10 protein-coding genes are annotated in these 12,252 nt (G+C 51.6%); all 10 read left to right on the top strand.

Annotated features, from left to right (window positions below; all coding sequences use genetic code 11):
- Positions 1–196: 196 nt before the first annotated feature.
- The 10 genes from NST26_RS23285 (at position 197) to NST26_RS23240 (ending at position 12,083) form a co-directional block, all read left to right on the top strand.
- Complete coding sequence (locus NST26_RS23285) at positions 197–1,156, top strand: ABC transporter permease (protein ID WP_445323379.1); 960 nt, start codon at positions 197–199, stop codon at positions 1,154–1,156.
- Positions 1,157–1,174: 18 nt separating this feature from the next.
- Positions 1,175–2,053, top strand: a complete 879-nt coding sequence (locus NST26_RS23280) for a carbohydrate ABC transporter permease (RefSeq protein WP_036724075.1) — start codon at positions 1,175–1,177, stop codon at positions 2,051–2,053.
- Positions 2,054–2,156: 103 nt separating this feature from the next.
- A complete protein-coding gene (locus NST26_RS23275; protein ID WP_036724073.1) occupies positions 2,157–3,863 on the top strand; it encodes an extracellular solute-binding protein in 1,707 nt (568 codons plus the stop codon).
- 56 nt (positions 3,864–3,919) lie between these two features.
- Positions 3,920–5,632 (top strand): sensor histidine kinase, encoded by a 1,713-nt coding sequence (locus NST26_RS23270; protein ID WP_036724072.1) that lies wholly within the window; start codon positions 3,920–3,922, stop codon positions 5,630–5,632.
- The gene (locus NST26_RS23265) at positions 5,586–7,214 is read left to right on the top strand and encodes a response regulator (RefSeq protein WP_340979842.1); all 1,629 of its coding nucleotides are present in this window, start codon (positions 5,586–5,588) and stop codon (positions 7,212–7,214) included. Before NST26_RS23270 ends, NST26_RS23265 begins: the two co-directional genes overlap by 47 nt.
- Positions 7,215–7,412: 198 nt before the next feature.
- Positions 7,413–7,610, top strand: coding sequence for a hypothetical protein (locus NST26_RS23260; RefSeq protein WP_340979841.1), 198 nt, complete (start codon positions 7,413–7,415; stop codon positions 7,608–7,610).
- 217 nt (positions 7,611–7,827) lie between these two features.
- Positions 7,828–9,192, top strand: coding sequence for an ABC transporter substrate-binding protein (locus NST26_RS23255; protein WP_340950997.1), 1,365 nt, complete (start codon positions 7,828–7,830; stop codon positions 9,190–9,192).
- A gap of 84 nt (positions 9,193–9,276) precedes the next feature.
- On the top strand, positions 9,277–10,158 hold the full coding sequence (locus tag NST26_RS23250) for a carbohydrate ABC transporter permease (protein ID WP_036699404.1): 882 nt from the start codon (positions 9,277–9,279) through the stop codon (positions 10,156–10,158).
- Positions 10,158–10,985 carry a carbohydrate ABC transporter permease gene (locus NST26_RS23245; protein ID WP_209877511.1) on the top strand — a complete coding sequence of 276 codons (828 nt, stop codon included), beginning with the start codon at positions 10,158–10,160 and terminating at the stop codon, positions 10,983–10,985. The genes NST26_RS23250 and NST26_RS23245 overlap by 1 nt, the downstream gene beginning before the upstream one ends.
- A 108-nt stretch (positions 10,986–11,093) precedes the next feature.
- On the top strand, positions 11,094–12,083 hold the full coding sequence (locus tag NST26_RS23240; RefSeq protein ID WP_036724067.1) for a LacI family DNA-binding transcriptional regulator: 990 nt from the start codon (positions 11,094–11,096) through the stop codon (positions 12,081–12,083).
- Positions 12,084–12,252 lie beyond the last annotated feature (169 nt).

The following is a 12,252-nucleotide window of genomic DNA, read 5'->3' as shown; positions in this document are numbered from 1 at the left end:
GTAACAACGGTCCGTTCGCGGAGCGTCCACCCAAGTGCTACCGTAATGCTACGTCCAAAACTGTTGTGGTTATCATTTTGTTATCAATGCTTTGTATTTATCATGTATCTGTCATGTCCGGCTAGGTATGATTAATTTATAAACAAAGTAAACGGATACACGTTGACCAGCAAAGGGGAGCAGAAGCATGAAAAACATGGTTACGCCAGCCAGCGTAAAAGGCGAGAAACTGGATATCAATGCGGGGAGTCCCCGAAAAAAATCGAAATGGACCAAGAACCTTAGTCTCGATCTGATGGTTCTGCCGGCTTTGATCCTAACCGTGATCTTCGCCTATATTCCAATGACGGGCCTTGCGATTGCCTTCAAGAATTACAAGCCGGGCTTAGGCTTTAGCGCCTCCAAGTGGGTGGGGCTGGAGCATTTTGAATATCTGTTCAGTATTCCCGAGAACGTTCAGATCATCTGGAACACACTGATTATTGCCGGTCTGAAAATGATCGCCAACCTGATCGTTCCTTTCTTATTCGCACTGCTGCTGAATGAGATCCGCAAGATGGCATTCAAAAAAATGGTACAAACCATTGTCTATATGCCCCACTTCCTGTCATGGGTGATCCTGGGCGGTATTCTCTCCGACCTGCTGGCCAGAGACGGCGGCCTGATCAACCAGGTGCTGGTCAGTGTATTCGGCATCCAGCCGATTTTCTTCCTGGGTGACGGGAACTGGTTCCGGTTTGTCGTAGTAGTGAGTGATGTCTGGAAAGAGTTCGGCTTCAACACTATCGTCTTCCTGGCCTCCCTGGCGGGAATTAACCCGGCACTCTATGAAGCGGCTGAGGTAGACGGAGCAGGACGCTGGCAGCAGACATGGTCGATTACGATGCCGGCCATGCTGCCGATTACCATCGTGGTAGGAACACTGGCGCTGGGTAACGTGCTTAACGGAGGCTTTGACCAGATCTTTAACCTGTATAACGCGCTTGTCTTCGATAAAGGGGACATCATCGATACATTTGTCTACAGACTAGGAATTGTTGACGGTAAGTTCAGCTTCTCCACAGCGGTCGGATTGTTCAAATCCGTTGTCAGCTTTGTCTTGATCGTAACAGCTTACCGCCTTTCGTATAAATTTGCTAACTACCGTATTTTCTAGAATGGAGGCTAATAGGGCATGTATCATAAAACAAAACCTTACCGCATTTTCACCGTGTTCAACTATATCCTGATGATCGCAGTTTCAATTATGTGTGTTGTCCCTCTGATTCACGTTCTTGCTGTATCATTCAGCGGGAAATCGGCAGCCAATGCCAATCTGGTGGGTCTGTGGCCGGTAGATTTCACGGTGGACGCCTACACCAAGACCGTAGCCAATGAGAATTTCACCAGGTCCATCTGGGTGACGCTGCAGCGCACGGTGCTGGGAACGCTGTTCAGCATGGGGGTAGTCATTCTGGCTGCCTATGCGCTGTCCAAAGAGAACGCCCGGTTCAGACGCCGGAACATGTATATCTGGCTGCTGGTCTTCACCATGCTGTTCAGCGGCGGTCTGGTGCCAATGTACATTCTGATTCAGAAGCTGCACCTGATGAACTCCTTATGGGTGCTGATTCTGCCAGGAGCCGTCTCGGTATGGAATATCATTCTGCTGCTTAACTTCTTCCGGGCCGTGCCCAAAGAAATGGAAGAAGCCGCCTTCATCGACGGCGCAGGTCATTTCAGAACACTGTTCAGCGTGTATCTCCCGGTATCCATGCCGGCTATTGCTACACTGTCGCTGTTCACGATTGTCGGTCACTGGAACTCTTGGTTCGACGGCCTGCTGTATATGACGGATCACCGCAACTATCCGCTGGCGACCTTCCTGCAGTCAGTCATTGTCCAGCAGGACTTCAGTAAGGTGACTGTACGGCCGGAGGATCTGGAGAATATCTCGCAAAGAACGGTCAAAGCCGCTCAGATCTTCATCGGGATGGCACCGATCCTCATCGTGTACCCATTCCTGCAGCGTTTCTTCGTGAAGGGAATTGTCCTCGGGGCGGTTAAGGAATAGCCGTCCTTCCTATTAAAGGGGGTGATGCACGCGCTGAAAGCTGAAAAAGATTGACTCATATAATTAATATGATTAAATTTTAATTAAAGGGGTGCAAGATTAAATGATAAAGAAAATGAAATTCTCTGCGGCGGCAGTGTTATCCACAGTCATGCTGGGCAGCTTGCTGGCCGGATGCGGCGGAAATGCTGACAACAAGAAGGCGGAAGGGGACAACAAGCCGGCGGCAAGCGAAGACGCTATGTATTCGGCTCCCTTTGAGAATGGCAAATATACAGAACCGGTAACCATCTCAACCGTATTTCCCATCGCAAGCAGCCTGAAATTCAAGAATGGCGAAAATATTGAAAATAACGTGCACACCAAATGGGCCAAGGATACGCTGGGTATTGACATCAAGTATCTCTGGACCGTAAGTGACCAGAACAACGCCTATGAAACCAAGCTGCGCCTGATGCTGACCTCAGGTGAAAAAATGCCGGACATCATCTCATTCCGTGGAAGCCCTTCCCTGATCTCTGATCTGATTGACAGCGGCCAGTTCACCGATGCGGGCGAATTGTTCGACAAATATGCTTCCGATATCTACAAAAAAGCGATGGCGGAAGAGCCAACCGTATGGAATCCCTACATGAGAGACGGCAAGCGGATGGGGATCCCGATTCTGGAAAACGCTTATAATAATGACCCGGTTATGTATATCCGTGAGGATTGGCTGAAGAAGCTGAACCTTAAGGCTCCGACGAATCTGGCTGAGCTGGAAACCGTGCTCGATGCATTCACGAACCAGGACCCTGACGGCAACGGCAAGAAAGATACAACGGGACTGGCTGTGGGCTTCAAAAACAATCTGAACACATGGATGTCGGAAGCCGGATGGGTCTTCGGGATGTTCGGCGCCATGCCTAACCAGTGGAACAAGACGGCGGACAACCAGCTCGCTTACGGCTCTGTCCAGCCGGAGATGAAGGAAGGCTTGGCAACGATGCAGAAATGGATGAAAGAAGGCTATATCTCCTCCGAATCCGGTCTGTATGATGAGAACAAAGCCACAGAAGCTTTTACAGCAGGCAAAGCCGGTATCATTGTCGGCCCTTACTGGATGACAGGCTGGCCGCTGCCGGATCTGCAGAAGAACGTTCCAGGTGCAGTGCATAAGGCTTATCCGCTTCCGGCAGGCCCGGATGGCAAGGTAGGCAGACACGGCACGAAGATCGCCTCCGGTGCTGTATTGATCAACAAGGATATGGAGCATAAAGACGCATTCTTCGTCTACCAGAACTATCTGTTTGATAACTGGGCTAACCCGGACAGTACAACCTTCGTGAACGGCTTTGCCAAAGGCTACGATTATGATATCGCTGAAGACGGAACCGTCCTGAAAGAGCAGGATACGGATAAGATTCCAGGCGGCTGGGTGGATGCGATCCGTTATACCCTGACTTACGATGGAGCCATTATTCCTAACCTGATGATGAATACACTGGCCAAGCTGGCTGGCGGCGCTGAGCCTGCTAACCAGTATGAGAAGAATCTGTCCGAGCGTATTCCTGAGCAGATCTTAGCAGCCAAAATCATCGTCGATCAGAAGGACAGTGTAATGCCTGAGATGTTCACAGGTACGCCTACTGAAACTCAGCTCTCCCGTGGAGATATGCTGGAGAAGCTGGAGAAGGAAATTCTGAACAAAATTATTTATGACAAAGCGCCGGTAGACGAATTCGATACCTTTGTAGAGAAATGGAAGACTACAGGCGGCGACAAAGTGACCACAGAGGTCAATGAATGGTATCAATCTCTATCGAAGTAAAGATACGGAGAATCAGGGCGGCCCCCAGGCCGTCCTTTCATTTGGAGGAGGGCAATGTGAAATATCGTCTGTCTATCTTTCAGTGGCTGTCGTTTGTTCTGATGCTGATGCTGCTGATCATCGTAGGTGCGTTTTGGCTCATCTACCGGCTGAACGTGAAGGACATTCAGAATGAGCTGAGAAAAAATAAAATGTACGAGGTTGAATTCATGACCTCCCAGCTATCCACGCAATTTGAACAGGTGCTGACAAATACCATTACTTTGTCACAGGACCAGTCTGTGCGTGGATATCCTTATATTCTGAAGTTCGGGGATCAATATTCCAAATATGAGATGAAGCTGACCATCATCGATAAGCTCGCCCTGAACACCGCCTCTACCTCCTGGAAGAATACGGTTATTCTGTACTATGAGGATGAGAAAGAGACGGTATCCTCTGATTCCTCATTCTCCTTCAGCACCTTCAGCCCTCCGGAGCAGGCGCGGAACCGCTGGGTGCTGCACATGGATAAGGAAGGCAAGGGATATTACTCCAACATCATGCGCAGTCATATCAGCTCGCTGTTAATTGAAGTCAGGATTTCGCTGGATAATCTGGTGAAAATGATGGATCAGTATGTCTCCGGTATGCCGCTGCTGTACGATGCTTCTGAGCGGGCCTTTATTCAGCCGGGGGCAGCATTTCCGCAGGAGCTGTTACAGTCGATCAGTCCTGGGATTAACGGGAACCGGGGAACCATCTCCGCTACAGAGAATCGTGCAGAGTATCTGATTAACTATATGAAGTCGGACATGCTGGATTTGTATTTCATAGACGCCTATCCCAAGCGCCAGTATATCGAACCGATTAACCGCAATAACCGGCTGTTCCTCTATGCGGTACTGGTGGTGCTGGTGGGTATTATGTTCTACACGCTGCTTCTTCGCCGTCAGGTGCAGAAGCCGGTGATTATGCTGCGCAAGGCGATCGACCGGTTCGACCGGGGCGACTTTTCCAGCCGTGCCGTCGATCTGCAGGTCAATGAGTTCAAGGTGCTGGGCAATTCCTTTAACCGGATGGCGGAGAATACCCAGACACTGATCGAGCAGGTTCTGCTGGGCGAGCTTGAAGTGAAGGAAGCGAAGCTGAAGCAGTATCAGGCGCAGATTAATCCGCATTTTCTCTATAACTGCCTGAATTTCATTCAGAGCAAAGCAAGCATCGAAGATTATCATGCGGTCACCGCGATGACGCTGCATCTGGCTTCCTACTGCCGGTACATTCATAAGATTGAACAGCTGGATTCTACGCTCCAGGATGAACTGGATTTCGTCGAGCATTATCTGCACATGGTCCATCTGCGCAAAAGAGAGATCACCTTCGAATTCGGTGTCACAGCGGAGGCGGGCAGATACCGGTTGCCAAGGATGATTCTGCAGCCGCTCGTGGAGAACTGCATTAAGCATGGCATTGAACCGGGCCTGAGGCCCGGCATCATCTCGGTTGCCGCCGAGGAAGATGATTCGTATCTTCTGATTACCGTGAAGGATAACGGAATCGGCATGACGGAAGAACGGCTCGGCGCGGTCCGCCGCCATATCGAGGATAATATTATCAGCAATGAACAGCTCGGAACGGGGCTAAGGAATGTAAATCAGCGGCTGCGATTGTATTTTGGCAAGGACTCCGGGTTATCCGTAGACTCCGTGCTGTCCGAAGGCACCTGTTACCGGATTCGGATTGAAAAGGAGGGAGAAGCTCATTCTGCAAATTCTGCTGGTAGATGATGAACAATATGTCGTAGATGATCTGGAGCTTGCTTTTCCATGGCAGGACTTCGGGATTGAAAAAGTATATAAAGCCTACTCCGGCGCCCAAGCCATACAGATGATCGGGCAATACCCGGTTGATATAGTCATTACGGATATCGCCATGCCCGGGATGAGCGGGCTGGAGCTGGTGAAGCAGGTGCGGAAGACCCACCGGAGGATCAAGTGTATTCTGCTAACCGGCTACGCCGAGTTCGAATATGCCAGGGAAGCCCTTCAGTATGGGGTGGCAGAGTATCTTGTTAAGCCGCTGGATCACCAGAAGCTGCGTGCTGCTCTGGAGAGCACGATTAAGACGATTAAGAAGGAAATCGACCGGACGGCATCTTATGAGCAGGCGATGCTGGCCTTCCGGGAGCATCTCCCGGCGCTGAAGGATAAGCTGCTGGCCGAGCTGATTCAGGGCAAATCCTATCCGCAGGAACGGCTGAAGGACAAGCTTGGCGGATATCAGATTGATTTTCAGCTGAACGACCGGGTCTTCCTGATTCTGATCCGTCTGGAGGAGCATTTCACGAACTTCGGGCCGGACAGCCAATTGCTCTTTGAATACGCGGTGACGAACATTGCCTGCGAGCTGCTGGGCCCGGGCTTCGAGCTGTGGCATGGCCGGGATGCTTACGAGAACCTGGTGTTTATTGTGAAGAGCAGTGAAGCGGGGGCGGTTGACCCGGACAAGATTCTCAAGCAGCTAACCCATAATACCCATCAGCTGCACAGCAGTGTGAATGAATATCTGAATGGCGGAATCTCGGTTATTCTGTCCTACCCGGGGGAATTCCCGCTGGATATCCGCGCCATGTATGAGGATTCCCAGTCGGCGTTAAGACAGCAAGTGGGCAATGACCAGGGCTATTTCATCTCCTTGACGGACAAGCAGAAGAGCTCGCCGGTCCAGCCGCTCAAGGACTTATATGCTTCCCCGACACTGATGCATTTGCTGGAGACCGGCCAGTGGCAGGGGTATAAGGAACGGCTGCAGCAGTTGAGAGAATTCAGCAACAACCTGCCGTCGTATAACGAAGAATATATTGAGGAGATCCGTACTATGATTCTCGGCTCCTTTCACTATATTGCCCATAAGAATCATAGCCTGCTCTCCGATCTGGTCGGGCGGGAGCTGCTGGATAAGACCCTCTTCCGTTCCGTGTCCCAACTGGTCAGCTGGGGTGAGGCGCTGGTGGATACCCTGCAGGGCAAGCTCGAACGGGATACACAGAATAACCGGATGGGCATCGTCAAGGAGATGCAGAGCTGTATCGCGTCTAATCTGGCAGAGGCCAGCCAGCAATTCGTTGCGGACGCGGTCTCGCTTCATCCGGCATATGTCTCCAGACTGTTCAAGCAGGTCAGCGGGATCAGCATCAGCGAGTATATCCTGAATAGGAAGATGGAGCAGGCCGTAGCAAGCCTCCGCAACTCCGAGCTGAAGATCTATGAGATCTCCGAGCAGCTAGGCTACGCCAACAGCCAATATTTCATCAAAGTATTCAAGGAGCAGTTCGGCATGACGCCCCAGGATTACCGGGGGAAATTGTAGGGGGAAAGGCTTCGGCTCATTTGGGCTGAAGCCTTTTTTGCTGCTGGCCTGCTAGAACCAAACACAATAGGCAGCGGCGAGCGCTGGGGGGGCGGAATGTAATCGAAAAACCGATTACAATTGGAGCGGGGGAGGTGCGTGGGCCGGATGTGGTCGAAAAACCGACCACATTGGGCGCGGCGGAGGCGCGTGGGCGGAATGTGGTCGAAAAACCGATTACATTGGACAGCGGTGAGGGCGCTTGGGCCGGATGTGGTCGAAAAACCGATTACATTGGGCGCGGCGGAGGCGCGTGGGAGGAATGTGGTCGAAAAACCGATTACAATTGGAGCGGGGGAGGTGCGCGGGCCGGATGTATACCAAAAACCGAATACAATCGGCGGCTGCGGGGGCTGAGGGCGAAATGTATGCGAAAAACCGAATACAATCAGCAGCCATGTGGGCGTATGGGCCCGATGCTTTTTCCCCGCTGCAAGAGCCATATTGACTCCTCTTGATTAGCTAAAATTTAAATATGATAACCGATTGACATAAATATGTTAACCGGTTATCATAAAATTGCATCCGAAATGTATGCGCATTCAAAACAATCATAAGTATGGGGGGAATTCAGTTGAAATTGAGAAAAGCTGCAAGCTTCGCTATCGCTCTGACGGTGGTCACCGGGTTACTGGCAGGCTGCTCCAAAGGGAATTCAGCAACCAATGCTGGCAAGGAAGACAAGGGGAATGAGGGAACACAAACAGAGCAAGCCTCCAAGGACGTTAAGCTCACGTTCTTCAATACCTCCGCAGAAGTGAACACAGTGTTCGAGGAGCTGTTCAAGAAGTATCATGAGCAGAATCCGCAGGTGACAATTGAACTGATTCCTACACCGATCGGCGGCGCGCAGCTTGAGAAGTTCCAATCCCTGCTGGCCTCCGGCAATCCGGCGACAATCGTGAACTTGGATGCAGGCACCATACTTCAATATAAGGATGATTTTCTGGATTTAGAGCCGGAGAAGGCGAAGTATGAAGCGCTGACCAATCCGGGAGCCATCGATGGCGCATTGCTGGACGGACAATTCCTGGGTATTCCTTGGACTGCCCAAGGCTACGGTCTGCTGTACAACAAGCGTGCGGTAGAAGAGGGTATCGGCGGTGCTTTTGATCCTGCATCGGTGAAGACCCGTGATGATCTCGAAGCGGTTTTCAAGAAGATCGAAGCCTCCGGCAAAGCACCGGTCATGCTTCACGGAGCAGACTGGTCGCTCGGCGCCCACTATCTGGGATTGACCTATTCCCTGCAGTCGCAGAAGGTGGAGGACAACCGGAAGTTCGTGGAGGAGCTGAAGAACGGGCAGGTTCAACTGACGGAGAATCCGCAGTTCACCGGACTGATGGATACCTTCGATCTGCTGAAAAAATACAACGCGCGTAAGAGCGACCCGCTCGTTGCCGATTATAACCGCGACAGCGCGGATTTCGCCAAGGGAGCTGCCGCCTTCTACTTCATGGGAGACTGGAGCTGGGCGGTGATTGGAACACTGGAAGGCCGAGATGCCGACTTCGGTATCCTGCCGCTGCCGGTGAGCAATAACCCGGAGGACTTCGGTAACACGCAAGTCGCCTACAGCGAGCCTAAGCTGTTCGCCATCGATGATTCAAAGTCTACGCCGGAGCAGCAGGAAGCCGCCAAAGCGTTCATCGAATGGATGGTCAGCAGTGAGGACGGACAAAAGGCCATTATTACCGATATGGGGCTGTCCATGCCGTACAAGGATCTTAAGGCGAAGAGCACGAACGTCATGTCTAACGCTGTCAGCGAATACGTGAAGCAAGGGAAGATTATCAACATCGGTGTCATCAATTACCTGCCACAGGATTACTGGGCCAAGACCGGAGCTGCGATGCAGAAGTATCTGGTAGGCAATATCGACCGCCAGGGGCTGGCGCAGGAGGTTCAGGATTACTGGAAATCGTATGCAGGGAAATAGAGAATTTCTTCGTTTGTGCTAAAAGAACAGGCTGAACCGGGATATTCTCCAGTTCAGCCTGTTAAGAGGAAAGGGGGCAGCACTATGAACAAAAAGCTATCACTGAAGAATGCGGGGACGTTTCTGGTCTTCGGAGGTCCCTCTATCTTCGCTTTTGCCGCCGTTGTGATCATACCGTTCATCGTCGGCTTATATTTGACCTTCACGAACTGGGATGTCCGGACAGGCGACAGCAGCCTGATCGGCTTCACGAATTATCTGGAGGTGTTCAGGGATAAGGTGTTCCTTCAGCAGCTGTGGTTCACCCTGAAGTATGTCTTCTTCACTGTGGTGATTGCCAATGTGTTCGCTTTCTTCATCGCACTCGCCCTGACGAGAGGCGGGAGAGGGGAACAATGGCTGCGGACAGGGTTCTTCACACCCAATCTGGTCGGCGGGATCGTACTCGGCTACCTGTGGCAGACGCTTTTCTCACAGGTGCTGCCTTACCTTGGCGCTAAATACGGCTGGGAGCTGTTTCAGACCTCATGGCTGACGAATACGGGGACGGCATTCTGGGCGCTGATCATTGCGACCGCCTGGCAGCTGGTCGGGTATCTGATGATCATTTATATCGCGGGCTTCACAGGCGTTCCGAATGATGTACTGGAGGCGGCGAGCATTGACGGAGCGGGGCGGACTTCAGTGATCCGTAGAATCATCCTGCCGCTGACGGTTCCTGCGATCGTCATCTGTATTTTCATCTCCCTGTCCCGATCCTTCTTAACGTATGACATCAACCTGGCGTTAACCAAGGGCGGACCGTTCAATTCAACGGAGCTGGCCACCTACCATATCGTGCAAAAAGCCTTCCTGTCCAATCAATACGGTGTCGGCCAGGCAGAGGCAGTCGTTCTGTTCGCTGTCGTCGCGATTATCGCCTTGACGCAATCCTATCTGCTGAAGAAGCTGGAGGTGGAATCTTAATGAATGCTAACCGGCGCATCCTCCCGGGCCTGCGGACAGGATTCCTGTACCTGCTGCTGTTGGCCTTTTTAACACCGTTCCTGCTGATTATTATGAACTCCTTCAAGACCACCCAGCAATTCTTCGAGAGCCCGCTGTCGCTGCCGACAACGATTAATTTCAAGAACTATGCCAGCGCTTTTGACAATATGGACTTTATGCAGGGGTTCATGAACTCACTGATCATTACGGGGATTTCCGTCACGATCATTATTATTTTCTCGGCGATGACCGGGTACTTATTCGTCCGTTACAAATGGAAGGTGAATTCCATCCTCTTCTTCCTCATGCTGGCCTCCATGGCTCTGCCCTTCCAGGTGCTGATGATTCCAATGGTCATGCTGTACGGAAATATGGGGCTGCTGAATACCAAGCTGACGCTTTTGTTCATGTATCTCGGCTTCGGAGTGCCGTTTGGCGTCTTCACGTTCCACGGCTTTATCAAAGGCATTCCTTATGAGCTGGAAGAATCGGCGTTTATCGAAGGGAGCAGTACGCTGCGGACGTTTTTCAGTATTGTGCTGCCCTTGCTGAAGCCGGTGTTCGTCACCCTGCTGGTGCTCGATGTGCTCTGGATCTGGAATGACTATCTTCTGCCCAGCCTGGTGCTGCTGTCACCGGATCAGAAGACACTGCCGCTGTCCACGTATACCTTCTTCTCCTCCTATTCTGTGGACTATGCGCCGCTGATGGCCGGGCTGATTATGACGATCATTCCCGTGCTGATCATCTACCTGTTCCTGCAAAAACAGATCATCAAAGGGATCACAGAAGGGGCGCTGAAATAAGGGGGAGCGGGGAAGTCCCAATGTACACCGCAGTGACGATTACGCTTCAATAGCTGAAATCCATGCGAAATTCATCTATAATTGGAACTAAAAAGCAAGGTGGTTTCTATGGCGAATCTGAAGGATGTTGCGAAGCAGGCAGGACTTTCTGTGAATACAGTGTCCAGAGTCCTTAACAATAGAGGGTATATTAGCGACAAGACGAAGGAGAAGGTCTACCGGGTGATGAAGGAAATGAACTATCAGCCGAATGAAATGGCCCGGGCCCTGTTCCGCAAAAAATCCAATATGATCGGGCTGATCATCCCGGCGATTTCCCATCCTTTTTTTGCCGAGCTGACCGCTTATCTTGAATATTACGCAGACCTTAAGGGCTACAAGCTGCTGCTCTGCAATTCCAACCGCAACGTCTCCAAGGAAGTGGATTATATCGAGATGCTCAAAAAAAATCAGGTTGACGCCATCATCATGGGCAGTGCCGTGCTGGATGTGCAGCATTATCTTCACCTGGACCTGCCAATCGTCTCCTTCGACCGTGTAATCTCCGAGGACATCCCCGTGGTTACCTCGGATAATCTGGAGGGCGGCCGGCTGGCTGCCCGGTTATTAACCGGCCAGGGCTGCCGGCACACGGTCTATATCCAGCGGGGGATCGACGGTCCCCAGCATCACTTCATGCTGGCCGGCCTGAGAAGGCAGGGGTACGAAGAAGAGCTGAAGCGCGCCGGGCTTGCGCCGCTGTACTTGCAGCTGGAGGTCAATGAGGGGAGCTATACCGGAGGGGACACCGCCATCGCCGCCTACCTCCAGGAGCATCCTGAGATCGACGGCGTATTTGCCAGCAGTGATGTGATTGCCGCCGAGGTCATTCATGCCTGCAACCTGCTCGGCAAGGAGATTCCTTCAGCCATGCGCATTGTGGGCTATGATGATGTGCAGCTGGCTTCTATGATCTCACCGCGTCTAAGCACTGTCCGGCAGCCGATTCAAGAGATGAGCGAAGCCATTATGGAGCTGGCGGTCCGGCAGATCGAGGGCCAGGCGGTGGCGATGGTGAACACGTTCCCGGTAACGGCTGTGGAGCGCGGCACGACCTGATACTCAGGACTGGCAGCTTCCCTGCCAGTGTCTGCCTTAGTAGAGCGTCAGGTTTAAATTTATGGATTGGATCATAAGAGGAAACCACCTAACTTATTAGGTTCAGTTTTTCGCATAATCAGAGATAAGTGTATTCGGTGCAACTAAAAAAAGTGAAAAGGAAGGTATT

This window comes from Paenibacillus sp. FSL R7-0128, assembly GCF_038002245.1.
Classification (GTDB): Bacteria; Bacillota; Bacilli; order Paenibacillales; family Paenibacillaceae; genus Paenibacillus_AQ; species Paenibacillus_AQ silagei.
The sequence above is the reverse complement of the archived record's forward strand: the minus strand, read 5'-3'. Positions and strand labels throughout refer to the sequence as shown.

Bases quoted from the DNA above. Each gene is read 5' to 3' on its own strand.
- NST26_RS23245 (WP_209877511.1), top strand. From the start codon at position 10,158: ATGAATGCTAACCGGCGCATCCTCCCGGGCCTGCGGACAGGATTCCTG.
- NST26_RS23280 (WP_036724075.1), top strand. From the start codon at position 1,175: ATGTATCATAAAACAAAACCTTACCGCATTTTCACCGTGTTCAACTAT.
- NST26_RS23240 (WP_036724067.1), top strand. From the start codon at position 11,094: ATGGCGAATCTGAAGGATGTTGCGAAGCAGGCAGGACTTTCTGTGAAT.
- NST26_RS23250 (WP_036699404.1), top strand. From the start codon at position 9,277: ATGAACAAAAAGCTATCACTGAAGAATGCGGGGACGTTTCTGGTCTTC.
- NST26_RS23275 (WP_036724073.1), top strand. From the start codon at position 2,157: ATGATAAAGAAAATGAAATTCTCTGCGGCGGCAGTGTTATCCACAGTC.
- NST26_RS23285 (WP_445323379.1), top strand. From the start codon at position 197: ATGGTTACGCCAGCCAGCGTAAAAGGCGAGAAACTGGATATCAATGCG.
- NST26_RS23260 (WP_340979841.1), top strand. From the start codon at position 7,413: ATGTGGTCGAAAAACCGATTACATTGGACAGCGGTGAGGGCGCTTGGG.